The organism is Neobacillus muris (assembly GCF_943193175.1).
Lineage (GTDB): Bacteria > Bacillota > Bacilli > Bacillales > Cytobacillaceae > Neobacillus > Neobacillus muris.
Map to the genome: position 1 here is coordinate 1 of NZ_CALPDF010000037.1, position 23,374 is coordinate 23,374.

Sequence of the window (23,374 nt, forward strand, 5' to 3'; positions counted from 1 at the left end):
ACAATCAATAAATTTGGTATTTAGATTCTGTGATAATAAAAAATTGCCGAGAAAAATACCCTTTCTCGACAATCTGACTCTCTTCAAAACAAATGAAGAGAGTTTTTTTGTATAAAGCTATTAGCCATTAACCGCCAATATAAGACATCTCAATTTTTTTGCGGTTTTTATTCATTTCATCAGTTCTTTCATCTGAATAGCGGTCTGCCCTGTTATTCCAGATATTTACAATTCGCTGTGATACCTCCTCATCGGAGGCACCATTTCTCATAAAGTTGCGAATATCATGTCCGTTGCCATTAAATAAACAGGTAAATAATTGGCCATTGGCAGAAAGACGGGAACGTGTACAGCTTGAACAGAAAGATTCAGAAACGGATGTTATGAACCCAACTTTTACATTTGTCCCTTTATAACGATAATGTTTGGCGACTTCCCCAAAGTAGGCAGGATCAACCGGCTCCAGCTCAAAGTGATCCTTTAACATTTCAAAGATTTGTTTTTTAGTCACTACATCATCCATTTTCCATCCATTGGTTGAGCCCACATCCATATATTCAATATAACGAAGCTCTAAACCCTTTTCTTTACAAAAAGCAGCCATCGGCACAACTTCGGAATCATTGAGTCCTTTTTTTACAACCATATTCACCTTGACTCCAAGACCGGCTTGTTTTGCTGCTTCAATACCTTCCAGCACAGGTCCTGTTCCGACTCCACGTCCATTTATTTTTCCAAATAAGTCGTCGTTCAGACTGTCAAGGCTGACGTTAACCCGTTTTAGGCCAGCCAGTTTAAGTTTTTCTGCCTGTTTAGGCAGCAAGACCCCGTTGGTTGTTAAACCCAAATCGCTCAAGCCCTCTAATTTTGACAGTTTTTCAATCAATACCGGCAGGTCTTTCCGCAGCAGCGGTTCACCACCTGTCAAACGAATTTTCTTTACACCTAAATGTATAAATATTTTGGCGAGACGTTCAATTTCCTCATACGTCAAGAGGGCACTTCTAGGAAGGAACTCAAAATCAGGTCCAAATTGGTCAGAGGGCATACAATATTGGCAGCGGAAATTGCAGCGATCTATTACTGAAATTCTTAAATCTCTAAGTGGTCTATTTAAACTATCTCTAATAATCGTTTTTTCCATTTCATCAACTCCATTTGAAGGAAGTTAGTTTATACCCATTGTATCAGATATCTCAAAGAAATAACTGTTACATTATTCACTATTACAATACTTTTTATCTTTTTTCTAATAAGTTTTCACTATATTGTCATTGTTTACTTCCGGTTCCGGTGTTAATTTACGTTACAATAATGGTATCAAATTAAAACTAATTTTTTGTTTGAATTTTTGAAGAGGTGATATAAATGATCACACAAATGAAGCCTACACACTCGATCGAAATAAAGGAATTACTAAAATTATCCGACCGTACATTTAAATGTGAAAAAGGACGTTATATATTCCAAGAAGGAACTGCCGCAGAAGAACTTTATATTATCATTTCCGGCAAGGTGCAAATCAGTAAAGTAACATCGGATGGCCGTGAGCTTTCATTAAGAATTTGCGGGGAAAACGACATCTGTGGTGAATTAACCCTATTTACGGAGCATCCCAGATACCTGTTTAGTGCAATGGCATTAGAAGAAGGAGAAATAGCCGCCATTAAAAAGGACGTACTTGAAAAGGAAATTTTCGATAATAGTGCCCTTGGATATGAATTTATGAAATGGATGAGCGACCATTTTCGAAAAACTCAAACCAAATTCCGTGATTTGGTTTTACATGGGAAACGGGGTGCTCTTTTTTCAACACTTATTCGGATGTCCAACAGTTATGGAATAAATAAGGGGAATGAAATCCTGATCGATTTACCGCTGACTAACCAGGAACTAGCCAATTTTTGTGGCACATCCAGGGAAAGCACCAATCGGATTTTAAGTGAGTTAAAGAAAAATAACATTATCTCCATCAAGCGAGGCAGAATTACCATCCTGGATTTACAATATTTAAAAGATGAGATAGGCTGTGAAAATTGTCCAGCCGTTTATTGCAACATAGAATAGAGGCTTGGCTTAAGAACCAGCCTCTTTTTATATCTAATCATCCCTAAAATATGCGCATGTACTGTGCTGGGAGCAAGTAAATAGAATTGCTCCCGCACTTCATTCCTATTTTGCAGCCTATTTTTCTCTTAATGCTTTTGGGGTATAAATGCAAAACGGTTCACTTTCCAAATAATCCCCTGTCATGGCATATGCCCGCGATCTAGAACCTCCGCAAACATAGCGAAATTCACAAACTCCACATTTGCCTTTAAACGAGTCAGGATTTCGTAACGATTTAAAAATCGGTGACTCACGATAAATCTCGGCAAGTGGTGTTTCACGGACATTCCCGGCCTTTACTGGCAGCAGTCCGCTCGGATAAACATCGCCAATATGAGAAATGAACACAAAACCATTTCCATCATTCACACCTTTTGGCGCTCTTCCTAACCCATCAATTGAACCAGTCAATCCTTTTTCCGTTAATGCGTTTAAATAATCAATTTCATCAACCTTTGATTTTGCTTCACGCATTTTTTGCTGGATAACTACCCGGCGATAGTGCATTGCCTCCGTCGTTTTTATATCAAATGGCACCCGCTTGCTAAGGTCATACAGCCATCTCAGCACCTTTTCATGTTCAACAGGTGAAATCATATCAGATACTTGACCTCTGCCTGTCGGCACCAGAAAGAAAACACTCCATAACACACATTGTAATTCTTCCACTAATTTAGCCATCTCTTCAAGATATTCATAGTTATACTTCGAGATGACCGTATTGATTTGAACGGGTATTTCCAGTTCATGCAGGTATCGGATTCGTTCCATGGTTAAAGCAAAGGAACCGTCCGTTCCGCGAAAATGATCATGAAGTTTGGCATTGGGTCCATCAAGGCTAAACGCCCAGCGGGATAGACCCACTTCTTTTGCCTTTTGGATGGCTTCTTTCGTTACATTCGGTGTGGCACTTGGGGTCATGGAAACCCGTACCCCTTTACTTACGGCATATTTGGAGATTTCAAATACATCTGGTCGCATCAGCGGGTCTCCGCCGGTAAAAACAAGCAAAGGATTATTCATTTCATATATTTGATCAATTAAATTTTTTCCCTCTTCAAACGTAAGTTCACGAGGATCTCTCGTATATTGAGCATCAGCACGGCAATGCAGACATTTTAATTGACAGGCTCTTGTTAGTTCCCAAATGACAATAAACGGATCTTTAGTAAAATCACGGCTAAAATCCATTAAAGGCCCTCCTAAGTACAGCTAGCCTAACCAGCTTTAATACTTAGATTATAAATGTGTTTATAGGATAAAGAAGTGAACTATCTCACTATCCTCCTCATTAACAAAAAGGGAGGACCCCTTAACATCCAGCTTCATTTTTGCCAATTTAGCTAGAATAGGTCCCCCCTAATTCCAATGTTATGAAATGGTTAGCACTTCGTATTTAGCAGCAAGATCAATGAACTCACCCATACCGCTTATTTTACCTGCTGTTAATTTATCTGTAACCCCGTAATGGTCTGCACATGTTTTGCAGGCCAATATATTGACGCCCTTTTCTTCTAGTTCCCTTAAATGAACGGATACTAATGACTCCTCGGTCATGGTCAAAACTCCACTGTTCATACAAAAGACCGCTTTCGGAAGCTCTTGTTTTTGCTTTAGGATCGTAAAAAAGGTTTCAAGAATATTCTCTCCCAGTTCTTGATCCCCTCTCCCAAGCTGATTGGAGCTTACTAAAATCACCTTATTTTGCATAATATTACCCCTTACCGTATCCCCAAAGCGATTTTTGCATAACGGGACATCATATCTTTGTTCCAAGGCGGATTCCAAACAATGTTTACTTCTGTGTCCTTAATTTCAGGTATATCAGCTAAAGATCGTTTTACTTGGTCGACAATCGTTCCAGCAAGAGGACAACCCATGGCGGTTAAGGTCATCGTAACGGTCAGTTTCCCTTCCTCATCCATTTCTAAATCGTAAACTAATCCTAAGTTTACAATATCAATGCCAATCTCCGGGTCAATGACCAGTTCCAGGGCGCCCATAATATTTTCTCTTAATTCTTCATTCATGTTATCTCACTCCTATTTATTTTTATCTTTCTTTAGTATAAATTTAATTCAAACAATTTAGTGTGAATTTTTTTACACCGGCAAAGTAAAATTGTTAACATAGTGAATATAGTGAATATAGTTTTAAATATTTCCATTTTGTATGAAACTTTTAATGTTTTTAGTTTAACATGAAGATACATTTTTTCCTAGGAGCAGCGCTTAAAGCAAAATACATGATAAAGAGGGATTTATAATGGCCGAAAAACACTTAATTGCATTAGATCTAGATGGCACATTGTTAACAGATGATAAAACAATATCAAAAAAGAATAAACAGGTACTTGCCAAAGCAAAAGAAGCAGGACATGTTGTAATGATTGCAACCGGCAGGCCTTACAGGTCTAGTGAAATGTACTATCGGGAGCTTGAATTAGATACACCTATAGTCAATTTTAACGGAGCGTTCATGCATCATCCATTAAACCAAAATTGGGGCTTTTATCATGAACCGCTTGATATTAATGTGGCAAAAGATATTGTTGAAGCCTGCCGAAGCTTCCAATTTCATAATATTATCGCTGAAGTCATGGATGAGGTATATTTCCACTATCATGACGAGAAATTATTAGAAATCTTTAGTTATGGCAATCCCAAAATTACCACCGGTGATTTAGCCAACTTTTTGCAGGATTCTCCCACCAGTATGCTTATCCATACAGAAGAAGATCAATTGAAGAAGATCCGCGGCTATTTATCTGAGGTTCACGCTGAAGTGATTGAACAGCGGAGCTGGGCGGCCCCGTGGCATGTGATTGAAATTATTAAAACAGGACTTAATAAAGCCGTTGGTTTAAAAAAAGCTGCGGATTATTACGGAATTCCCCGTGAAAAAGTCATTGCTTTTGGTGATGAAGATAATGATTTGGAAATGATTGAATATGCAGGCCATGGCATTGCCATGGGGAATGCGATTGACCCATTAAAGAATATTGCTAATGATATTACTTTGTCCAATGAAGAAGACGGAGTAGCAGCATATTTGGAAGACTTGCTGCAGATTAAATAAGAATTATTCACCAGACATTCTCTGATGAACATGATTCAGTTTGAGCATACTAGATCATGAAACAGCATTGCTGTTTCCATCAGAGCTTTGAAGCATATTGGAGGGATTCGAATGGGTAACAAATCCAGACGCTTTGTCCAGCAGGGAAAGGATTCGATCAATAAGCATGCGGAACGAATACCTTATCACATGACCTATGCTGAAGCGGAAGCTCAGAAAATGGCTAATGTGCATAGCTCCTCGCCTGGAGGAATATAACCATGGGTAACCAATTGTTCCAAGAAGCACGCCGATTTGTTGAGATGGCCATAACGGCCAGCCCAGAGAACCGCGATACTGCAGTCGCGAAAGCTAAAAATGCATTAAGCTCTGCTTATGCGAACTCGACTGCCGCGGAGCAAAGTCAGCTCCAAGAAATGCAACAACAGCTTGATCAATTAAAGTGAACAAAAAGCGGAAGCATCTAAGCTTCCGCTTTTTGCATTTAAAACCTCTCTAATACGACTGGATACTCATTTTCAATTTCTCCATTTTGATTGCGCTTATAGAGATACACCATTAAGGTTCCATTTTCCGGCAGCTTTACTAGAGGGATTTGGATGGTAAAGCTAAAGGGCCGCCACTTTACCTGTTTTCCCTTTATCCAAATCCTTTGTTCTCTCAAATATTCGTTATGCCCGTCTTCAACTGTGTAAAATACTCCTTTGTCGTTCCACTTTACTTCACCAGATACCCTATATGTTCCGTTCTCTCCTGATACCCTCATGTTTCGAAATTCTGTTTCCTTCACACCATTTATATCAGCGTTTACCATCAAGGGAAAGAAAAACAAAAGCACGCTCATAAGAAGAATACGCATTCATTGCCTCCTGGTTCATTCAGATTTCTAGTCCCTACGGAAGAATCCGTATACATTCGATGTTTCAATTATATTGGTAAAGGCATTTGGATCCACATCCTTGATGACTCTTTCCAAATCAAAAAGCTCATACCTGGTTATGACAATCATTAGCATATCTCTTGTTTCATTAGAAAATGCCCCTCTAGCCGGGACCATCGTTATTCCTCTGACAAGTTTGGCATGTATGGCTTTTTTTAATTCATCCGCTTTTTTAGTAATGATAAAAGCGGTGAGTTTTGCATATCTTGTGTGGATCGCATCCACGACTCTTGTTGAAGTATACAAAAACACTAATGTATATAGCGCTTTTTCCCATCCGTATAGAAACCCGGCGGTAATGATGATGACGAAGTTTAATATAAACATGTAGGGCCCGATTGGCTTATCCTTGATCCTGGACAGCACCATAGCAATAATATCCAGCCCCCCTGTTGAGGCTCCCCACTTTAAAGTGATTCCAATCCCTGCTGCTACAATCACGCCGCCAAAAACAGAATTTAACAGGATATCGTTTGAAACCGGTCTCACCGGTATGAGCTCTAAAAAGAACGACGAAAGGACCACGCTAAGAAAACTATAAATCGTAAAGGCTTTCCCGACTTTTTTCCACCCTAAAATGGCAACGGGAATATTTAAGATAAGTAATAACAATCCCATCGATATTGAAAACGGTGTATAGTCACTTAACACTCTTGAAAGCAATTGAGCAATCCCAGTAAAACCGCTCGAATAAATATCTGCCGGAACTAAAAATAAATTCATTCCGGCGGCATTTAACAAAGCTCCTGCCGCAACGATGCCAATTTTCTTGATTTGAAGCCAAATCACAAAAATTCCCCCTTTTTTTCCCCCTAAACAAATCAGGTAATTGTATTTTCTTACTGAAACCGATAAACTAAATCTAGTTAAGATAGATTTTTGAAAGCAGGTGAGCTTCATGCAGGTAAAAATACTCGCTGACAGCGCATGCGATTTACCTTTAAACTTTTATGAAGAAAATAACGTCACATTAATCCCATTAAAGGTCCATATCAATGGAGAAGAATATGATGATGTAAAAAATATTGACCCTATCACCGTATATGAAGCGATACGCGCAGGTAATATTCCCAAAACATCGCAAGCCTCTCCCCTATTATTTGAGGAGATTTTTACTGAAATGGGTGAGAAAAATGAGTCAGGCATTTATATCGCCTTTTCTTCTGAATTATCAGGAACCTATTCTACCGCTGTTATGATTCTTGACCAAGTAAAGGAAAAATATCCAAATTTGGATTTAACAATTGTTGATACAAAATGTGCTTCCTTGGGGCAGGGGTTAATCGTTATGGAGGCAGCACGGCTTGCCGCAGCAAACACCCCAAAAGAGGAGATTTTAAAAGATGTCCTGTTCCGGGCTCAGCATATGGAACATATTTTCACCGTTGACGATTTGGATTATTTGGCAAAGGGAGGGCGTGTCTCTAAAGCTTCAGCATTTCTTGGAGGCTTATTAAACATTAAGCCGATATTAAATATGGATGACGGAAAGCTTGTCCCGATTGAAAAAATCCGCGGACAAAAGAAGGTATGGCGCCGAATTATTGAAATTATGAAAGAACGCGGCAGCAATCTTTCCAGCCAAGTGATTGGCATCAGTCATGCAGACAATGAGGAAATGGCGAAAGAAATGAAGGCGATGCTTGAGGCAGAATTTCAGCCTAAACAAGTCTATATTTCTGCAATTGGTGCTGCAATTGGCGCCCATACCGGGGCCGGAACAATTTCAATATTCTTTTTAAATGAAATTCCTTCATCATAAAAAAAGGAGTGAGGCGCGCCTCACTCCTTTTTTTAGCTTATTTGTATTGCTCTCATTTATGATCCGTTTTCTTTGAATATTGATTTTTGCCCATCTGCCTGTTTTTTTCTGCCATCATATTTTTTTCATGATTGATGGCATTATGATCTTTTGCTTTTTTATCATTATCTGAAGTATGCGGCATATCTAAATGCTCCTTTCCAATAGTTCATCTTTATTGTTTATCATTTTGGAAAAGAGTATGTACCGAGTCGCTACTGTTTCTTAATATAGGTCCAACCGTTATCTTGATAGACTGCATTCTCCTTCATCAATTTCCCCAATGCACGCTTAAATGCAGCCTTGCTCAGTCCGAACCGTTCTTTGATATCTTCAGCCATACTTTTATCGCTGTAAGGCATAGCCCCATTTCTGCTCATTAAATAGCCTAAAATTTTTTCAGCATCCGTTTCCAATGACTCCTGCTTTCTGGCCATCAGTGAAATGTTGACAGTGCCATCTTCCTTAATATCAATGATACGTCCTTCTACTTTTTCACCTAAACGCGGTTCCACATTCCGCTGTGATTCGTGAATAAAACCTTTATAGCCTTCAATCGTATAAACCCAGCTTCCAACTTTGGCTGTCCGGTAGATGTGGCCTTGCACATTTTTATTAAAGGCACTCCGGTCCGCTTTAACAGAAATCGCTTTGATGACCTGGTCACTGGCCAGCTTTGCATAGATTAGAAAATTCCGATTGACTCTTAATGTAATATACAACAAATCTCCTTCTTTAGGCCATACCGATTCGTGAGCAGGCAAATCATCTTTTCCTAATAAGATATCCTTTGGCAGTCCAATATTTAAAAAAACGCCGATGTCCTGCTTTACATCTGTCACTTTTACCCAAGCATACTTGCCCACCGCTACTTCTGGAATAAAATCCGAAGCTGCCACTCTTCCTTCTGAATCAACATAAAGAAATACCTCCGCCTCATCGCCCTCTTCCAAAGGCCGGCTGGCCTGATTTTTGTGGAGGAGCACATCTTCCTCACCATCCGTCAAAAAATAACCAAAGTCTGTAATTCGGGCCACTTTTAAAAAAGCGGTTTGCCCGATGCTTTCTTTTATAGACATCTATCATTCCCCATTTCTTTAGGAGCTTTTTAATAGTATAAACATGATTTTATTTTTCCATTTTACCTGCTAAGGGTTTAAATGACAAAAATGCTTTTCTTGTTCGAACTGATTTATTTTACTATAATGTAGGCATGAAGGGAAACTTTAACAGAAATTGATTCCTAATTGTTTCATAATGGAGGTTATGATATGTCAAAAGACAGCTCATTTGATATTGTGTCCAAAGTCGACTTTTCTGAAGTGACAAATGCCATTACCCAAACAATGAAAGAAATTAGCACGCGCTACGATTTTAAAGGCAGTAAAAGTGAAGTCAGCCTTGAAAAAGAAGAACTTGTTCTACTCTCTGATGACGAATATAAAATGGAACAGTTAAAAGATGTCTTAATTAGCAAGCTAATTAAACGGGGTGTCCCCATTAAAAACCTCGACTATGGCAAGTTAGAAGGGGCTTCCGGCGGGACCGTCCGGCAGCGGGCAAAATTGGTTCAGGGAATCGATAAGGAAAACGCCAAAAAAATCAATACGATCATTAAAAACAGCGGTGTTAAGGTAAAAAGCCAAGTTCAGGATGACCAAATTCGTGTCAGTGGAAAAAGCCGTGATGATTTGCAAAAAATCATTTCCTTGATAAGAGAGGCTGACCTCAGCATTGATGTCCAATTTATAAATTACCGGTAAATGGTAAGCATAAAGCCCTGCTTTATGCTTTTTTTATTCCCCCCATCATAATTTTCGGCACATTTCTAACACTAACCAATGTAATGAATTGTGTTGGGAGGTAAAAAAATGAGCAATAATCAAAAGAAACCAAGTTTTCCGCCGCAGCATCAAAACCACCAGCCTGGAATGGAAAGCGAAATGAATCCAAGACCTCTATCTGTTGGTCCTGAATATAAAGCAGCGGGCAAATTAACCGGTAAAACAGCCCTTATTACAGGGGGTGACAGCGGAATTGGCAAGGCTGTTGCGATCCATTTTGCCAAAGAAGGGGCGGATGTCACAATCGTGTATTTAAGTGAGCATCAGGATGCCGAGGACACAAAAAAATTGATTGAAGCAGAAGGACGCAAATGCCTGCTTTTATCAGGAGATATTGGAGAAGAAGACCATTGCCGCGAAGTGGTTCAAAAAACAATCAATGAATATGGAAAACTCGACATCCTTGTTAATAATGCAGCGGAACAGCATCCACAGAAAAGCCTATTAGATATTAGTGCAACACAGCTGGAAAGAACCTTTCGAACCAATATTTTTTCTTACTTTTATATGACCAAGTCCGCCCTCCCGCATTTAAAACAAGGGGCATCCGTCATTAATACAGCCTCCATAACAGCCTATGAAGGAAACAAACAATTACTGGATTATTCTTCCACTAAGGGAGCCGTTGTCAGTTTTACCCGCTCTTTAGCCATGTCTTTGGCAAAGGATGGCATTCGAGTCAATGGCGTGGCACCTGGACCTATTTGGACGCCGCTCATCCCTTCCACCTTTACTGCTGAACAGGTAGAAACTTTTGGATCTACTACACCGATGGGAAGGGCCGGCCAGCCTTACGAACTTGCTCCTAGCTATGTTTTTCTTGCTTCTGATGACGCCTCCTATGTAAGCGGGCAAATGCTTCATGTAAATGGAGGAACCATAGTCAGCGGATAGAATGGCAGCGATAAGAAGCATCAGGTCATGTTCCTGATGCTTCTCTTTTAGCCTATATTCTTTTTTCCCCGCTTAATGATTAAGAACAGAAACAACAGTATTAATAATACGGCTATGATCGTAACCGTAATATATGGAAGGTTCAACCCTGTTTTATCAGCCAGCATAAACACTTCAGAGTTGTCCCGGTCAATAATAAGCGTATATTGGCCATTCTGGCTGCGGACTACATTATCACTAAGCAGCCCGCGAAGTTCTTTGTTCCTTTCCAGTTGTTCACTGGTTAATGTTACATTTTGTGATTTTCTTGTATTATTGATGGCAACGACCGTCGTTTCCCCTTTATATTCCCGTTTATAAACCACCATCCCGTCCTTGTCATACAGCATGGTGAAAGTTCCACGTGTTAAAGAGGGCTGTTGTGCTCTTACTTCCCCAATCTGGGTGATATAATCAATTAATTCTTTTTCCGCGCGGAAGCTCATTAATCTGCGGTTATCGGGAATTTCACCGCCAGTTAATGCAATCTCCGTACCATAATAAACCACAGGGATACCTGGAGTTGTATAAAGATAGGTTAAAGCTGTTTTCCAACGGGAACCAGGGAACTGTCTTTCATCCACGATATCACGAGTAAATCTTGCCGTGTATTCATTATCAAAGAAATTCGCCTCAAGCAACTGTTGCTCCGGTATAGAGGTAAGTGAGCGGCCGGTAGCGGCAAAGACCTGCCGAAGTTTTTCGCTTTGAGAATAATTAAATAGGCTGTCTAGTCCGGCACTTTGGTATTGCTCCAGCCTCACATTGGAACCTAGCGATGGAATGCCTAAAAGAAAGAAATCCTTTTTCTCATTTTTAACGGCAGAAGCAAATTGCTTCCAAAAATCGGTGGGTACGCGATCCACCTCAGGCAGGCTGTATCCGTCTATATCCGTTTTCTGAATCCACCACTTAGCAGCATCTATTAGATATTGGCTTACCTCTGGATTATCCTGATTTAAATCAGGCAGCCCATCGACCCAGCCATTCTCGGCTTGCTCTTGATCAGCCCAATCTACTTGTTCTAGTTGATCATGGTACCAGTCCCCTTTTTCAGGATCATTTACCCACGGATGGCTTTTAGCCGTATTATTGGCAACAAAATCAATGATAACCCTTATCTTCCGTTTATGGGCCTCTTTTACTAGAGTTTGAAATTCTTTCATGGTGCCGAAATGCTCGTCCACTTTGTAATAATCAGTCACCCAATAACCATGATACCCGCCTGCTGCGTTATCAAAAATCGGTGATAACCGGATGGCTGTGAAACCCATATCTTTCAAGTAATCTAATTTATCGATGATCCCCTGAAAATCACCGCCATTATATTGATTAGGATCATTCGTATTGACGTCCAAGTCATTTTTTATATCCGCATTATTAAACCGGTCTACCATAATGGAATAAATGGTTTCATCCTGCCACAGGCGATCAGCCTTTGTTTCCTCTGCATGAACAGGAATTGCCGATAGTAAAAAAATAATCAAAATGATAGGCATTATTTTATTCATTTATGTATCCCCCTATAAGAAAAGCGCAAGCATCCTAGTACCTTCTCATTCCGTTAAAAAGGAAGGGGAAGACCCCTTCCTACACTCATTTTAATCGAATCCAAGGTATATTCCAAATGTAACGGCACGGTTTTGACAACAATTAATTTACTAAATTAATATTATAGTCTTTAAACCATGTATGCAGCTGTACAAAGTATGCTAACAGCTGTGGTCCTGTCATCAGCTGTCCAAACCAAGGTTCTTGGAAAGAAGTCCCACCCGTTTCTACTAGTCTTTCTAGCTGGTCTTTCCCAAAGAACTCATGTAACGCAGAGGATGAATCCTGCAAGATATCCTTCATCCATTTTTGCACCATAACCGTATATTCCGGATTATGTGTTTTTGGATACGGACTTTTTTTCCGATACAAGACCTCCTCAGGCAATACGCCTTCAAAAGCCTTGCGGAGGATTCCTTTTTCCCTGCCACGGTACATTTTCATATCCCAAGGAATATTCCAAACATACTCAACAAGACGATGATCGGCAAAAGGCACCCTAACCTCTAAACTGGCTCCCATGCTCATTCTGTCCTTACGGTCGAGAAGGGTGGTCATAAACCAAATCATATTTATATAGAATAACTCTCGGCGCTTTGATTCTTCCAAGCTTTCCCCCTCAAGTTTAGGGGTTTCAGCAATCGCCTTGCGATATTGTTCAATGCTGTACTCGGCTAAATTCAATCGTTCCCGCCAAAATGGCTTTAATAAATTTTCCCGTTCCGTAACTGAGCGCATCCATGGGAAACCTGACCGCTCTAGATCCTCCTTGCGCCGGAACCATGGGTAGCCCCCAAAAATTTCATCCGCACATTCTCCTGAGAGGCTCACTGTAAAATCTTGTTTCATTTCCCGGCAAAACCAGAGAAGAGAAGAGTCCACATCCGCCATGCCAGGCAAATCTCTCACATGGAGCGCTTCTGTTAAATCCTGCACTAATTGTTCTTGTGTGATGGTTTTCTGATGGTGTTTAGTTGCAAAATGCTGCTCCATTAAGGCGATATACTTTTCGTCAGAGTCTGGCTGAAATTCATTTGCCGTAAAATGTACATCATTGCCCTCATAATCAATCGAATAAGTATGAAGCTGCCCTTTCCCCTGTGTTTTGAATCCTTTAGCAGCAATTGCCGTTATGATACTTGAATCAAGTCCTCCAGATAAAAATGTACACAATGGCACATCCGATACAAGCTGTCTAGTGACCGCGTCACTAACCAAATCCCGAACTTTTTCTGCTGTTTCCTCAACACTATCCTTGTGCACTTCACTTTTTACATTCCAATACCGCCAAATTTTTAACCCATCTTTGGAAAATGTCAACGCATGAGCGGGTCTCAGTTCGTTTATCCCTTTAAAAACACCTGACCCAGGCGATCTGGATGGGCCCACTCCTAACACTTCAGCCAGCCCTTCACTGGTGATTTCGGTCTTTACTTCCGGATGGGCAAGGATGGCTTTCAATTCCGAAGCAAATAATAATCCTGCTTTATGCTCTTTAAAAAATAATGGTTTTACTCCCAGACGGTCCCGCCCAATAAACAGCTGTTCTCTTTTGCTGTCCCAAATGGCAAAAGCAAAGATGCCATTTAAATAATTCACACATTCTTCAGCCCATTCTATATAGGCAGTTAACAGCACTTCAGTGTCAGAATGGCCGTTAAAGGAATATCCTTTAGTAAGGAGAATTTTGCGCAAGTCTTCTGTATTGTACAACTCTCCATTATAACAAATTGTATAACTAATGCTTTCTTTCTGTTTGGACATGGGTTGTCTTCCCCCAGCCGGGTCGACAACAATAAGGCGTTTATGACCAAAACCTACATGTGTATCCGTCCAAATGTTGGTTTCATCAGGACCTCGCTTTGACAGAGTCTGGGCCATTTTAGTTAATGTATCCGTCTCGTTTTTTATCGGTTGTTGAAAATCAATCCAGCCTGATATTCCACACATGTATCGTTACTCCTTTCGATTTGTAAATCTTGAGTACTCTCTGACATGTTCTATACTATTCAGCCCAGATTAATTCGTTAATTGTCCAGATGAAAAAGCGCCTAGCCCGTTAAATTTCCTTGTTAAAATAACTCACACCCATTTTTATAAATTTATCGGTTATAAATTATCAGAAAGATGTCTAAAAAGAAAAGTGAAGTATCTGGCACGGAGGTTAACTATGAATCGACAGCAGCGAACCCATCTATATGATATTCAAATGCGGGCACATACCGAAGGATCAGTGGAACAAATTAACGAACAATGGATATTTTTTGATGAGGAAACAGAAGAAGCTTCCATGATAGAGGACTATCTTCAGCAGGAAATAGAAATTTTTCGATTAAACCGGTGGAGAAAAGGGATATTGCTCGAGCCAGGTAAAATTCGTATTGGACATGATGTGGTCATGCTCCGTGACCATGATTTGGTAAGAATCAAAAAGCATTTAATCTATTCGCTTGAGCGGCTTTTAGAGGGAATTAATGATGATGCTTTTTTCCAATTCGTTACTACCTTAAATTCATTGAACTTTTCAATTTACGATTGTATTTATTGTTATAATCACTTATCCTTTTTATCGGATGAGAATCGTAAAGATGGAGTCAACTTTATGGTTTTCGATAACCAGGAACAAATCTGCAGCGTTCAGCATCATTTTTGCTATTTTGAAAAGGTCAACGATCGGTTTGAATTCACCTTAAATACCGGCAAACGGCTGATCATTGAAAAATTAATTTCATAATTTAGGAGGCTGACTTTTCAGCCTAAGATTGTCGAGAAAGGGTATATTTTCTCGGCAATTTTTATTTTGTCTAAATTTAAATGACCAAATTTTTTATTGATGGAGTGTCCCTACTATCGGGCCTGTTGATTTCCGCTCCGGGCACTCGCTGGTCTAAAGCCTCCTCGGCGCTGAAACCTGCGGGGTCTCCAGTGACCTCTATTTCCCGCAGGAGTCGAGTGCCCTCCGCTCCAATCAACAGGGAGGCAAATTAACTTGAAGAATAGCAGCACACTTTTTCCATCCTAAAAAAGTGTGTTGTCATCTTTTTCATGTTCTGGCAAGCTGCAGTTAGAAGAGCCTGCCCTAGACGATGGCTCTGTTAGGATTCATTGTTGTTTTTCGTGTAGGTATGAGAATGAATAAGAGGAGAATTTCCCGCTATTGTAGATTGGGGACCCTTAGGAAGCCAAAATAAGAGGAGAAATTCCGCTTAACGGTTCTAAATATGCCAAAATTCATTGATTTGGATACAATAAAGGGAAAAAATACTCTTATTTTCAAGGAAATAACGATATTTCCCAAAATAGACGGAATTTCTCCCTTTATTTTTACCTGTTGATTGGCGCGGAAGGCACGAAGACTCCTGCGGGAGTACGGGGCTGGGGAGATCCCGGCGACGAAGGAAGCTCCCCGGCACGCCCGCTGCCTGGAGCGCCAATCAACAGACTTGTTGAAAACCCTATGCATTAATAATATGATGCTAAATTGATTGACGCGGTTAATTATTAAAGAAAATAAAAGGCTGTAGAAAACTTTTTCGATAGCCTGAAGCTGACTTTTCAGCCTCTTTATTATTTTATTAATTGCCAATATATTTCGAGTAAAGTGATTTTGCTTTTGCCAGATCATTTGTTCCATGAATGAGGACGCGGGCATCCTTAAATAAAACGATTGTGATATCCTCGTCAGGTGAAAACCTGACTAAGAAATCGTTTGCTGCCACCTTGCCAATTTTTTTTAGATTCTCGGCTGCCGCTTTTAAATCAAGTTCCCGTTTATTTCTCGGATTCACTTGTACCGTATCCCTGCCACAAAGTGTGGAATAGGTCTCTTGAGGGGCGGATGCACGGTTAAGAAAATCAAATTCCCGTTTACCGCATGCTCGGCAGTTAGGATTTTTCCCTTTGGAAATATCCATTTGCAGAGAGACATGATCCCAAATATCAATTTGCTCCAAATTGGGTGTTGTGTCATGCCCTACTAATAATTTGATCGTTTCCATCGCTTGGTAAGAACCAATAATATCTGTTAACGGCGAAAGTACTCCAACGGTATCACAGGTTTCCCCCATTCCTGCCGGAACTTGTGGATATAGGCAGCGATAACAAGGAGTAATACCAGGCTTAAATACTGCAAACATGCCTCTTGAACTTACAGCAGCCCCATGAACCCAAGGGATACCATACTTAACCGCTACGTCATTGATCAAAAACCGAGTCATAAAATTATCTGTGCCATCAACAATAACATCCATTCTATTTATCAATTCTTCGGCATTATCAAGGTTTAAATCGGCTATAACGGCGTCTACAGTCACTGTAGAGTTTATTTCATTCAACCTTTTTTGTGCTGCAGCAGCTTTAGGCAAATTAAATTGGGCATCTCCTTCATCAAATAACGTTTGCCGCTGCAAATTGGATAATTCCACCAAATCCCGGTCAATCAACCGGACGTATCCTACTCCTGAGCGGACAAGGTGGTTGGAAATAACCGTCCCCAGCGCTCCGGCGCCAACAACAGCAACGCGCGATTGCATTAAGGCTTGTTGGCCTGTTTCCCCAATCCCTGCAAAAAGAATTTGCCTTGAATAACGGGCTAAATCACTCATGAAATTCCCCATTTCCAGCTAATATGGCACTTCAACTTTACTACATCCATTTTTATCATAACAAAATATGAAATTAGATTCCTTATTGAAGATTTAATTTTAAAAAAATTGAAAAAAGTGTTATAATCAAAATAATATTTGGATTTTCTGCTAAATTTTTGAAATTTGTCTTAGCTTTTAAGAGATAAAAATATTTAAGAGGAAAAGAGGGGTAGATATGAATATAGGCGGCTTTAAAAACAAAGAAGTACTAGTAGACCTAACAGATGGAACCGTATCTTACAGATCAATCAATGAGGAAGATGCGAAAAAGTACATTGGCGGAAGAGGGCTTGGCGTAAAATATGTGCTGGATAACGGGCCTGAGGTGGAAGCGCTTTCTCCAGAAAATATTCTATGCATCATGACTGGTCCTGTGACAGGCTCCCGTTCAGCCATGAGCGGACGCTTGTGTGTTGTAACGAAATCCCCGCTAACCGGCACCGTGACAGACTCCCATATGGGCGGTTGGACAGCAGCCCGCCTAAAATGGGCTGGTATCGATAATATTATCGTAAAGGGAAAAAGCGGCAAGCCTGTTTATCTTTATATCGAAGAAGGCAAGGCGGAAATTCGCGATGCCTCTAATCTTTGGGGAACCAGCACTAGAGCCTTTATTAAGGCCATGCAAGATCAATATGGAGAAAAGGATCTCAGTGTCATGACAATCGGCCAGGCTGGGGAAAATACGGTCCGCTATTCTTCCTTCATAAATGAACATGACCGTTCAGCGGGACGCGGCGGGACTGCGGCGGTTGCTGGGTTTAAAAAACTGAAAGCCATTGTCATTAAAGCTCCGCAAAAAGGAAATATGCCAGTTGCTAAATTAGATAACGAATATAAAGAAGCCAACAAAAAGGCCTTGAAGGCCGTTCTTGAAGGCGGTTTGACTGCACCCAACAAGGGCGGTTTATCCGTTTACGGGACAAACGTTTTAACCAACCTCATCAACGAGGTGGGCGCACTGCCAACGAAAAACTCACAACTGACTTACTGGGAAGAGGCCGAAAAGCACAGCGGCGAATATGTAAATCAGCATCTTCGGATTGCCAATAAATCATGCCATGCTTGCCCTGTTGGCTGTAAAATTGAAGTCGAAGTCAAGGATGGAAAATATAAAACCCGGGTGGAAAGTATTGAGTTCGAATCGGCTTGGTCACTAGGCTCCAACTGCTTATTAAGTGATGCGGAAGCCATTTCTTACTTAATTGACCGCTGCAACGAATACGGAATTGATACCATTGAGCTTGGCCATGCCTTCTCAATTACCATGGAGGCATATGAGAAAGGGATCATTTCCGAAGAGTTAAATTGGGGCGATGCCGACGCTATGCTAGAATTGACCAGGAAGATTGCTTATCGTGAAGGTCTTGGCGGCCTGCTTGCAGAAGGACCGGCGCGTGCTGCTGCAGCTTGGGGAGCGCCTGAACTTTCCATGTCTGTTAAGGGTCAGTCTATCCCAGCCTATGACCCGCGTGGAATTCAAGGTATTGGTCTTGGGTATGCAACTAGTAACCGCGGCGCCTGCCATTTGCGCGGCTATACGGTTGCCAGTGAAATTGCCGGCATTCCAGAACCAACGGATCGTTTGAAACCGGAAGGAAAAGGGGAGCTATTAAAGATTTTCCAAGATATGCTTGCCTTCTCTGATTCTATGAACATTTGTAAATTTTCCTCTTTCTCAGAAAACGCGGAACATTACGCGGAGCAATACAGTGCCATGACCGGTATTCCCATAACTGCTGAAGATGTCATGAAAGCTGGGGAAAGAATTTATAACCTAGAACGTTATTATAACAACCTAGCTGGCTTCAACAAACGGGAAGATGACTTCCTCCCTAAGCGGTTCACAGAAGAACCAGCAACTGGTAATAGCGCAGGACACGTCAGCCGGATGGATATCATGTTAGAGGAATATTATCAAGTCCGCGGCTGGGAAGACGGCGTAGTTCCAGAAGTGAAGTTACGCGAACTTGGCATCATCGATCCTGAAAATCAAGCTGTATAATAGTCCGAAAAAGGCCTCTGCTCAACATGCAGAAGCCTTTTTTAAATTTATCCACCTATTCTAGTCGTTTTATATCGATAGTTTTTGATCAGCTCCGCTAATTCGATCTGATCCTTAGCATGGAACCGCACTGTCACAGCATTCACCTTAAAAGAAGAAGTGAACGTTATTTCCTGTTCTGATACGATTTCTCCTGTCCAATCGTTTGCTGCATAGACAAACGGAAAACGATCCGTTACTCGTTTTGCCCCGAGCTCTTCAAAATACACCCCCAGGTGTTCCCGCTTTATTCCCCGAAACTCTAACTGTTTCACTTCCACATCAGCCACCAGCAACAGGCGGAAAAAGCGCAAATTGATCTGATTCTTTGACAGTGGTCTCAAGGCTGTTTAAGTGGATGATATTCTGCCCGTTTACATAAACATGAACAAAAGGCCGTAATTCTTTTTCCACAGTCAAAATCTCATCCTGCAATTCTGGAAACATTTCGATCATCTTATTTAAAACATCGATAACCTGATTCCCATCAGGCTTAACCTCCACGGTGACTCCTCCGCATATTTGGCGGAGATTGGCAAATACTTTAACAAGCACAACAACCCTCTCCTCTCCCCTTTCTTTCCATATTAAAACCAAAAAAGGCTGTTGTCACTTTTTTCTGACATTAAAAGGGGCTGCCGAAATTTTTTCGGCAGCCCCTTGACAGAGATTGTTCAAATTATGGGGTTAAAAATGACATAGGCAGCTTCACAAATCCTAGATATAATACAAGCAGCCATGCCACCACAAACTGAATCCAGAAAACGGAGGTTTTGCGGTTATTTGCTACTCGGCCGAGCAGCATTTCAAAAATTCCAATTACCCACAATCCCACAATGGCTTTCAAAATGTACCAAACATCAATATTAATACCGGAGAACAGCAGTCCCGCACCTGTCGCGATAATTGCCAAATAAAGAACGCGCAAAATCATTTGGACAATTTTAAAGGCCTTTGCTTTCCCGCTTTTATGTAAGCCAATAGAAACAAAAAATAAAATGAGAGCTAAAAGCCATGCTGTAATATGACCATGAATCATTGATTAATCCTCCTTTTCAGGTGTTCTATTTTTCCAACCTATCATACCATAGGAAGATGTTAAATACGAAAGAAAAAACAAATAAGGCATTGCTTTCGTAACATGTGAAGTTCCTGAAATGGGGCAGATTAATCTTTATCCTGAATGAACGATTTTAGTGTTCCGACTTTTTCTACCTTAACCTCGATCGTATCACCAGGCTGTAAAAACATAGGCGGTTTAAATCCACTGCCGACTCCAGCTGGTGTTCCGGTAGCAATAATATCTCCCGGTTCTAGTGTCATTCCAGCTGATAGGACGGAGATAATCTCCTCAATAGGAAAAATAAAATGTTTTGTATTGGAGGATTGGCGCACTTCGCCATTCACCTTTGTTTCAATGTCCAGTAGATTGGGATTTTCAATCAAACTCTTGTGGACAATCCATGGCCCCATTGGACAGGTAGTATCTAAGCTCTTTCCAATGAAATATTGCTTATGTTTTGACTGCAAGTCCCTTGCCGTAACATCGTTAATAATGGTATAGCCAAAAACATGGTCGAGTGCTTCCTCTTTTTTAATGGCCCTTCCGCTTTTCCCTATGATAACAACTAATTCTCCTTCATAATCTAGCTCGCTGGTTACTCCTCTATGGTTTAAAACCGATTCATTTGGGCCGATAACAGCAGTAGGTGCTTTGGTAAATACAATTGGCGCTTTAGGAATATCCTCCGCACTGCCCATCTCAATGGCATGTTCAGCATAGTTTTTGCCTATACAAAAGATGTTTTTAGCTGGTCTCGGTATGGGAGCAAGCAAGGAGATCTCGGAGAACGGGATAAAATAGGCATTTGGCGCCTCTTGCGTTTGCACCCAATCTGCCAATTGTCTCACCTTTCCAATGCAGCGGTCACCATCCGAAATAAACTCAATCATTGAATCAGGAAAGCTTGTTTCGCCTGTTCTGGCCTGTTCCGTACGATTAAGCGGCAGGACAGCTTTTTGGTCTTCATCCACAAGACATACAAAAATGTCTTCCCGATGTTTGGCAGTTGCAAATTTCATCTCCATCACCCTTTCTTTTTCTATAAGAACAGAATAACTGAAAATTTCCAATCTAACAAATAAAGGCGTTTAATTTCTATTAAAATTATGCCGTTAGATATAAATATGGGCGTTTTAATCACATTAACAGCGCCCATACATAAGATGGGAATAGGTAAGCACGACTGGAAGTTTATTCCGCTTTCACTGGCCATTATCCAAGATGGTTTTAACCTATCTAAAAAAGGTGTTGTTGTTTATGCCGGCAATTGTTGGTGTTGCTCAAGTCATTACATTAGGAAACAGTTCCACTTTTCATATTGGAGATGTATACAAAATCATGCCGTTTTCAACTGCCAAGACCTTCTCCGGAGCAGGTTCCTTTAATACTGGGGATCAATTGGCAATCCGAAACCAAGTAAGTTCGACAAACACATACGATCCCGATGTCATTGATCAAAGTAATTTCTTAAATATGTAATAAACAGGTGGTTAACCGATGAATGTTTATATACAGCAATCCATTCAGATAAACAGCTTAAGAGTAGGGGGCATTACCAATTCCTCAGTCCTTCAAATTGGCAGTGCAGGAATGATCAAGCCAGCCTCCTATCTATACAATACAGGAGGCTTTACCGGTCCAGCGCCAGCTACTATAAAACCAGATGAATTAGCGGGGCAAACAGCAGTACACTCATTTGGGACTCCTCCACCCAGCTTGACGGAACAGCCTTCAGTCCCTTTACAGGCTCCCGTCAGATCAAGAGATCGGAATCAATCTTAAATTTCTGCCTCACAAGAAGAATGAATGGAATAAATTAGGTCTTCTGGTGATAGCGTCAGAGAAGACATGTTGCGGGGTGATAAAATGTATCAAGATCTTTCTCAGTACCTTCAATGGCTTCAAATGTATATGCAATCACAAGAAAATAGAATTGCCTCTTTGGAAGCATCTATTCAAAAAATGCAGCAAGAGATCAAAACATTACATGAAACAAAAGCGATTCATGTGGATCGAATTGAATACAAGTTTGATCAATTAAAGGTTGAGACTCTTGAAGGCACATTAAACATTGGCCTAAACCCCAATGATTTGTCTGGCATTGAAGAATTTGAGGTGCAAAATCAGGCACTAAACACTCAATTTACCCCTGCAGATCAAATGAAAAGGTCGATGAAAATTGAAGAAGCCATCTATCAATATTTAGAATCCGATTTGCCGGACATCATCAGCCAGGCCCAAACTAAATTAAATATTCAACCAAACGAATCCTATTTATCTTTTATTAAACAGGATATTATTAAACAGCTTCCAACAAGGGTTGACTATCATCTGAAGAATTTTCATGCTAACCGCAATTCGGATATCCCGCTGAATGCTGACTTACAGATCATTGAACTCATTAAACAAGAAATTCAAAATGGGGTAGCGGCATTTTTAAATCAGCTTCCAGAAAATATGAAAGGAATGAAACCAGAATGATTTTTGAGGTTTATAACCGAGATCTTTGTGTAGGGAATATCACCATAACTGGTGTCGCCAGCTCCTCCATGGTTTTAATTGGCGACACCGAGACCATTCAACTTGCCTCCGCATTTGACACCCCTGCCGAATCTCTTATTATCGGACCTTTTGTCCCGCTTCAGCCGGGTGTGCAGTAATATGTTAGAAAGAACATCCAGCGTCGATCATATCCATGTAAAACAAGTGGCTTTTTCCTCTACCCTTCAAATCGGGGATTCCCAAATTATTAACCAATTTTCAAGGGCAATCGCCTTGCAAAGAGAGGCTGAAATATTTTTTGGCAATGAAGTTAATTTTGCTGACTATCGCGTATTTACGAAGCCAATTCCACTTGAGCCCGTTTATGAACCAGTCACTTTCATCCGTCACAACACTTCACCGCTAATCAAGGTCCGCAATATTGATATCACTGGGATTTCCTCTTCTTCCACACTGCATGTTGGAAACAGCAGGAATATATATTCGGAGGCGAGGGTCAAACATATACGCCATCTCTCGCCATATGGGCATGAACAAGACATTCGTTACCTGCATAGATTACGGTAAAGGCAATTGCCCATAAGAATTTTATCAAAAGAAAAGGATGTTTTTAATGCCCGCGATTATAGGACCCGTACAAATTGTCAATGTATCAGGAGGAATCGTCCAATTCGGCGACACGTTATACATCTCTCCAAAATCTGGCTCAAAAACGTTTGGAGGATCAGGAGGATTCAATACCGGCGGCCTCATTGTTGCCAATAATGGACTTAACGCAACCAACGTCCTCGATACACAACTGGTTGACCAGCCTATTGCTGGGAATTTTTAAAACAAAAATCTGGCTAAGATCAAGGACACAA

31 protein-coding genes are annotated in these 23,374 nt (G+C 40.7%); 16 read left to right on the forward strand and 15 right to left on the reverse strand.

Annotated features, from left to right (window positions below; translation table 11 throughout):
• Nucleotides 1-127: 127 nt before the first annotated feature.
• Nucleotides 128-1,144, reverse strand: coding sequence for a GTP 3',8-cyclase MoaA (gene moaA, locus NFS43_RS18940; protein WP_251554345.1), 1,017 nt, complete (start codon nucleotides 1,142-1,144; stop codon nucleotides 128-130).
• A 224-nt stretch (nucleotides 1,145-1,368) separates the two neighbouring features.
• On the opposite strand from moaA, the gene NFS43_RS18945 reads away from it, so the two are divergent.
• The gene (locus NFS43_RS18945) at nucleotides 1,369-2,067 is read left to right on the forward strand and encodes a Crp/Fnr family transcriptional regulator (RefSeq protein WP_251554346.1); all 699 of its coding nucleotides are present in this window, start codon (nucleotides 1,369-1,371) and stop codon (nucleotides 2,065-2,067) included.
• Between the two features lie 117 nt (nucleotides 2,068-2,184).
• On the opposite strand, the gene NFS43_RS18950 is transcribed toward NFS43_RS18945, so the two are convergent.
• From NFS43_RS18950 to NFS43_RS18960, 3 genes are all read right to left on the reverse strand, one after another.
• Nucleotides 2,185-3,300: a TIGR04053 family radical SAM/SPASM domain-containing protein gene (locus NFS43_RS18950; protein WP_251554347.1), complete on the reverse strand. Its 1,116-nt coding sequence runs from the start codon at nucleotides 3,298-3,300 to the stop codon at nucleotides 2,185-2,187.
• Between the two features lie 180 nt (nucleotides 3,301-3,480).
• Nucleotides 3,481-3,819 (reverse strand): DsrE family protein, encoded by a 339-nt coding sequence (locus NFS43_RS18955; RefSeq protein WP_251554348.1) that lies wholly within the window; start codon nucleotides 3,817-3,819, stop codon nucleotides 3,481-3,483.
• 11 nt (nucleotides 3,820-3,830) lie between these two features.
• Nucleotides 3,831-4,139: a metal-sulfur cluster assembly factor gene (locus NFS43_RS18960; RefSeq protein WP_251554349.1), complete on the reverse strand. Its 309-nt coding sequence runs from the start codon at nucleotides 4,137-4,139 to the stop codon at nucleotides 3,831-3,833.
• Between the two features lie 235 nt (nucleotides 4,140-4,374).
• On the opposite strand from NFS43_RS18960, the gene NFS43_RS18965 reads away from it, so the two are divergent.
• The 3 genes from NFS43_RS18965 (at nucleotide 4,375) to NFS43_RS18975 (ending at nucleotide 5,633) form a co-directional block, all read left to right on the forward strand.
• A complete protein-coding gene (locus NFS43_RS18965) occupies nucleotides 4,375-5,187 on the forward strand; it encodes a Cof-type HAD-IIB family hydrolase (RefSeq protein ID WP_277613975.1) in 813 nt (270 codons plus the stop codon).
• A 111-nt stretch (nucleotides 5,188-5,298) separates the two neighbouring features.
• Nucleotides 5,299-5,445, forward strand: a complete 147-nt coding sequence (locus NFS43_RS18970) for a hypothetical protein (RefSeq protein WP_251554350.1) — start codon at nucleotides 5,299-5,301, stop codon at nucleotides 5,443-5,445.
• Nucleotides 5,446-5,447: 2 nt separating this feature from the next.
• Nucleotides 5,448-5,633: a DUF3813 domain-containing protein gene (locus NFS43_RS18975; RefSeq protein ID WP_251554351.1), complete on the forward strand. Its 186-nt coding sequence runs from the start codon at nucleotides 5,448-5,450 to the stop codon at nucleotides 5,631-5,633.
• A 38-nt stretch (nucleotides 5,634-5,671) separates the two neighbouring features.
• Here NFS43_RS18975 and NFS43_RS18980 read toward each other — a convergent pair whose 3' ends face one another.
• Nucleotides 5,672-6,046: a Gmad2 immunoglobulin-like domain-containing protein gene (locus NFS43_RS18980; RefSeq protein WP_251554352.1), complete on the reverse strand. Its 375-nt coding sequence runs from the start codon at nucleotides 6,044-6,046 to the stop codon at nucleotides 5,672-5,674.
• Between the two features lie 27 nt (nucleotides 6,047-6,073).
• A complete protein-coding gene (locus NFS43_RS18985) occupies nucleotides 6,074-6,916 on the reverse strand; it encodes a YitT family protein (protein ID WP_251554353.1) in 843 nt (280 codons plus the stop codon).
• A 109-nt stretch (nucleotides 6,917-7,025) separates the two neighbouring features.
• On the opposite strand from NFS43_RS18985, the gene NFS43_RS18990 reads away from it, so the two are divergent.
• Nucleotides 7,026-7,889 (forward strand): DegV family protein, encoded by an 864-nt coding sequence (locus NFS43_RS18990; RefSeq protein ID WP_251554354.1) that lies wholly within the window; start codon nucleotides 7,026-7,028, stop codon nucleotides 7,887-7,889.
• 52 nt (nucleotides 7,890-7,941) lie between these two features.
• Here the strand turns inward: NFS43_RS18990 and NFS43_RS18995 are convergent, their stop codons facing one another.
• The gene (locus NFS43_RS18995) at nucleotides 7,942-8,073 is read right to left on the reverse strand and encodes a DUF3941 domain-containing protein (protein WP_251554355.1); all 132 of its coding nucleotides are present in this window, start codon (nucleotides 8,071-8,073) and stop codon (nucleotides 7,942-7,944) included.
• A gap of 70 nt (nucleotides 8,074-8,143) precedes the next feature.
• On the reverse strand, nucleotides 8,144-9,007 hold the full coding sequence (locus NFS43_RS19000) for a CvfB family protein (RefSeq protein WP_251554356.1): 864 nt from the start codon (nucleotides 9,005-9,007) through the stop codon (nucleotides 8,144-8,146).
• Between the two features lie 192 nt (nucleotides 9,008-9,199).
• On the opposite strand from NFS43_RS19000, the gene NFS43_RS19005 reads away from it, so the two are divergent.
• Together NFS43_RS19005 and NFS43_RS19010 are read left to right on the forward strand one after the other, a co-directional pair.
• A complete protein-coding gene (locus NFS43_RS19005; RefSeq protein ID WP_251554357.1) occupies nucleotides 9,200-9,691 on the forward strand; it encodes a YajQ family cyclic di-GMP-binding protein in 492 nt (163 codons plus the stop codon).
• A 108-nt stretch (nucleotides 9,692-9,799) separates the two neighbouring features.
• Nucleotides 9,800-10,666, forward strand: coding sequence for an SDR family oxidoreductase (locus tag NFS43_RS19010; protein ID WP_251554358.1), 867 nt, complete (start codon nucleotides 9,800-9,802; stop codon nucleotides 10,664-10,666).
• 47 nt (nucleotides 10,667-10,713) lie between these two features.
• Here NFS43_RS19010 and NFS43_RS19015 read toward each other — a convergent pair whose 3' ends face one another.
• Both NFS43_RS19015 and asnB read right to left on the reverse strand, forming a co-directional pair.
• Nucleotides 10,714-12,216, reverse strand: coding sequence for an alpha-amylase family glycosyl hydrolase (locus NFS43_RS19015; RefSeq protein WP_251554359.1), 1,503 nt, complete (start codon nucleotides 12,214-12,216; stop codon nucleotides 10,714-10,716).
• Nucleotides 12,217-12,358: 142 nt separating this feature from the next.
• Nucleotides 12,359-14,206, reverse strand: a complete 1,848-nt coding sequence (asnB, locus tag NFS43_RS19020; RefSeq protein WP_251554360.1) for an asparagine synthase (glutamine-hydrolyzing) — start codon at nucleotides 14,204-14,206, stop codon at nucleotides 12,359-12,361.
• A 220-nt stretch (nucleotides 14,207-14,426) separates the two neighbouring features.
• Here asnB and NFS43_RS19025 point away from each other — a divergent pair, with 220 nt between their 5' ends.
• Together NFS43_RS19025 and NFS43_RS24455 are read left to right on the forward strand one after the other, a co-directional pair.
• Nucleotides 14,427-14,990 (forward strand): DUF2777 domain-containing protein, encoded by a 564-nt coding sequence (locus NFS43_RS19025; RefSeq protein ID WP_251554361.1) that lies wholly within the window; start codon nucleotides 14,427-14,429, stop codon nucleotides 14,988-14,990.
• 597 nt (nucleotides 14,991-15,587) lie between these two features.
• Nucleotides 15,588-15,722 (forward strand): hypothetical protein, encoded by a 135-nt coding sequence (locus NFS43_RS24455; protein WP_277613976.1) that lies wholly within the window; start codon nucleotides 15,588-15,590, stop codon nucleotides 15,720-15,722.
• Nucleotides 15,723-15,831: 109 nt separating this feature from the next.
• Here the strand turns inward: NFS43_RS24455 and NFS43_RS19030 are convergent, their stop codons facing one another.
• Nucleotides 15,832-16,860 carry a ThiF family adenylyltransferase gene (locus NFS43_RS19030; protein WP_251554362.1) on the reverse strand — a complete coding sequence of 343 codons (1,029 nt, stop codon included), beginning with the start codon at nucleotides 16,858-16,860 and terminating at the stop codon, nucleotides 15,832-15,834.
• A 217-nt stretch (nucleotides 16,861-17,077) separates the two neighbouring features.
• Here NFS43_RS19030 and NFS43_RS19035 point away from each other — a divergent pair, with 217 nt between their 5' ends.
• On the forward strand, nucleotides 17,078-18,907 hold the full coding sequence (locus NFS43_RS19035) for an aldehyde ferredoxin oxidoreductase family protein (RefSeq protein ID WP_251554363.1): 1,830 nt from the start codon (nucleotides 17,078-17,080) through the stop codon (nucleotides 18,905-18,907).
• Between the two features lie 47 nt (nucleotides 18,908-18,954).
• Here NFS43_RS19035 and NFS43_RS19040 read toward each other — a convergent pair whose 3' ends face one another.
• The 4 genes from NFS43_RS19040 to NFS43_RS19055 all read right to left on the reverse strand — a co-directional run bounded on the left by NFS43_RS19040 (nucleotide 18,955) and on the right by NFS43_RS19055 (nucleotide 21,028).
• Nucleotides 18,955-19,290, reverse strand: coding sequence for a MoaD-like domain-containing protein (locus NFS43_RS19040; protein WP_251554364.1), 336 nt, complete (start codon nucleotides 19,288-19,290; stop codon nucleotides 18,955-18,957).
• Entirely contained in the window at nucleotides 19,229-19,501 is a 273-nt protein-coding gene (locus NFS43_RS19045) for a ubiquitin-like small modifier protein 1 (protein WP_251554365.1), read from the reverse strand. Before NFS43_RS19045 ends, NFS43_RS19040 begins: the two co-directional genes overlap by 62 nt.
• A 124-nt stretch (nucleotides 19,502-19,625) precedes the next feature.
• On the reverse strand, nucleotides 19,626-19,985 hold the full coding sequence (locus tag NFS43_RS19050; protein ID WP_251554366.1) for a YisL family protein: 360 nt from the start codon (nucleotides 19,983-19,985) through the stop codon (nucleotides 19,626-19,628).
• A 128-nt stretch (nucleotides 19,986-20,113) separates the two neighbouring features.
• Nucleotides 20,114-21,028, reverse strand: coding sequence for a fumarylacetoacetate hydrolase family protein (locus tag NFS43_RS19055; protein ID WP_251554367.1), 915 nt, complete (start codon nucleotides 21,026-21,028; stop codon nucleotides 20,114-20,116).
• A gap of 238 nt (nucleotides 21,029-21,266) precedes the next feature.
• On the opposite strand from NFS43_RS19055, the gene NFS43_RS19060 reads away from it, so the two are divergent.
• From NFS43_RS19060 to NFS43_RS19085, 6 genes are all read left to right on the forward strand, one after another.
• The gene (locus tag NFS43_RS19060) at nucleotides 21,267-21,488 is read left to right on the forward strand and encodes a spore germination protein (RefSeq protein ID WP_251554393.1); all 222 of its coding nucleotides are present in this window, start codon (nucleotides 21,267-21,269) and stop codon (nucleotides 21,486-21,488) included.
• A gap of 18 nt (nucleotides 21,489-21,506) precedes the next feature.
• On the forward strand, nucleotides 21,507-21,791 hold the full coding sequence (locus NFS43_RS19065; RefSeq protein WP_251554368.1) for a spore germination protein GerPB: 285 nt from the start codon (nucleotides 21,507-21,509) through the stop codon (nucleotides 21,789-21,791).
• Nucleotides 21,792-21,875: 84 nt separating this feature from the next.
• Nucleotides 21,876-22,490 (forward strand): spore germination protein GerPC, encoded by a 615-nt coding sequence (gerPC, locus tag NFS43_RS19070; RefSeq protein WP_251554369.1) that lies wholly within the window; start codon nucleotides 21,876-21,878, stop codon nucleotides 22,488-22,490.
• Nucleotides 22,487-22,669 (forward strand): spore gernimation protein GerPD, encoded by a 183-nt coding sequence (locus tag NFS43_RS19075; RefSeq protein ID WP_251554370.1) that lies wholly within the window; start codon nucleotides 22,487-22,489, stop codon nucleotides 22,667-22,669. Before gerPC ends, NFS43_RS19075 begins: the two co-directional genes overlap by 4 nt.
• A gap of 1 nt (nucleotide 22,670) precedes the next feature.
• Nucleotides 22,671-23,078: a spore germination protein GerPE gene (locus NFS43_RS19080; RefSeq protein ID WP_251554371.1), complete on the forward strand. Its 408-nt coding sequence runs from the start codon at nucleotides 22,671-22,673 to the stop codon at nucleotides 23,076-23,078.
• A gap of 46 nt (nucleotides 23,079-23,124) precedes the next feature.
• Entirely contained in the window at nucleotides 23,125-23,343 is a 219-nt protein-coding gene (locus NFS43_RS19085; protein WP_251554372.1) for a spore germination protein, read from the forward strand.
• Nucleotides 23,344-23,374: the final 31 nt, after the last annotated feature.

Coding starts and splice junctions, on each gene's coding strand:
- moaA (WP_251554345.1), bottom strand. CDS start 1,144: ATGGAAAAAACGATTATTAGAGATAGTTTAAATAGACCACTTAGAGAT.
- NFS43_RS19065 (WP_251554368.1), top strand. CDS start 21,507: ATGAATGTTTATATACAGCAATCCATTCAGATAAACAGCTTAAGAGTA.
- NFS43_RS19075 (WP_251554370.1), top strand. CDS start 22,487: ATGATTTTTGAGGTTTATAACCGAGATCTTTGTGTAGGGAATATCACC.
- NFS43_RS19055 (WP_251554367.1), bottom strand. CDS start 21,028: ATGAAATTTGCAACTGCCAAACATCGGGAAGACATTTTTGTATGTCTT.
- NFS43_RS19010 (WP_251554358.1), top strand. CDS start 9,800: ATGAGCAATAATCAAAAGAAACCAAGTTTTCCGCCGCAGCATCAAAAC.
- NFS43_RS18995 (WP_251554355.1), bottom strand. CDS start 8,073: ATGCCGCATACTTCAGATAATGATAAAAAAGCAAAAGATCATAATGCC.
- NFS43_RS18960 (WP_251554349.1), bottom strand. CDS start 4,139: ATGAATGAAGAATTAAGAGAAAATATTATGGGCGCCCTGGAACTGGTC.
- gerPC (WP_251554369.1), top strand. CDS start 21,876: ATGTATCAAGATCTTTCTCAGTACCTTCAATGGCTTCAAATGTATATG.
- NFS43_RS18945 (WP_251554346.1), top strand. CDS start 1,369: ATGATCACACAAATGAAGCCTACACACTCGATCGAAATAAAGGAATTA.
- NFS43_RS18950 (WP_251554347.1), bottom strand. CDS start 3,300: ATGGATTTTAGCCGTGATTTTACTAAAGATCCGTTTATTGTCATTTGG.
- NFS43_RS19050 (WP_251554366.1), bottom strand. CDS start 19,985: ATGATTCATGGTCATATTACAGCATGGCTTTTAGCTCTCATTTTATTT.
- NFS43_RS19085 (WP_251554372.1), top strand. CDS start 23,125: ATGCCCGCGATTATAGGACCCGTACAAATTGTCAATGTATCAGGAGGA.
- NFS43_RS19030 (WP_251554362.1), bottom strand. CDS start 16,860: ATGAGTGATTTAGCCCGTTATTCAAGGCAAATTCTTTTTGCAGGGATT.
- NFS43_RS19005 (WP_251554357.1), top strand. CDS start 9,200: ATGTCAAAAGACAGCTCATTTGATATTGTGTCCAAAGTCGACTTTTCT.
- NFS43_RS19035 (WP_251554363.1), top strand. CDS start 17,078: ATGAATATAGGCGGCTTTAAAAACAAAGAAGTACTAGTAGACCTAACA.
- NFS43_RS18975 (WP_251554351.1), top strand. CDS start 5,448: ATGGGTAACCAATTGTTCCAAGAAGCACGCCGATTTGTTGAGATGGCC.
- NFS43_RS18965 (WP_277613975.1), top strand. CDS start 4,375: ATGGCCGAAAAACACTTAATTGCATTAGATCTAGATGGCACATTGTTA.
- asnB (WP_251554360.1), bottom strand. CDS start 14,206: ATGTGTGGAATATCAGGCTGGATTGATTTTCAACAACCGATAAAAAAC.
- NFS43_RS19000 (WP_251554356.1), bottom strand. CDS start 9,007: ATGTCTATAAAAGAAAGCATCGGGCAAACCGCTTTTTTAAAAGTGGCC.
- NFS43_RS19015 (WP_251554359.1), bottom strand. CDS start 12,216: ATGAATAAAATAATGCCTATCATTTTGATTATTTTTTTACTATCGGCA.
- NFS43_RS19080 (WP_251554371.1), top strand. CDS start 22,671: ATGTTAGAAAGAACATCCAGCGTCGATCATATCCATGTAAAACAAGTG.
- NFS43_RS18955 (WP_251554348.1), bottom strand. CDS start 3,819: ATGCAAAATAAGGTGATTTTAGTAAGCTCCAATCAGCTTGGGAGAGGG.
- NFS43_RS18990 (WP_251554354.1), top strand. CDS start 7,026: ATGCAGGTAAAAATACTCGCTGACAGCGCATGCGATTTACCTTTAAAC.
- NFS43_RS19060 (WP_251554393.1), top strand. CDS start 21,267: ATGCCGGCAATTGTTGGTGTTGCTCAAGTCATTACATTAGGAAACAGT.
- NFS43_RS18980 (WP_251554352.1), bottom strand. CDS start 6,046: ATGCGTATTCTTCTTATGAGCGTGCTTTTGTTTTTCTTTCCCTTGATG.
- NFS43_RS18970 (WP_251554350.1), top strand. CDS start 5,299: ATGGGTAACAAATCCAGACGCTTTGTCCAGCAGGGAAAGGATTCGATC.
- NFS43_RS19025 (WP_251554361.1), top strand. CDS start 14,427: ATGAATCGACAGCAGCGAACCCATCTATATGATATTCAAATGCGGGCA.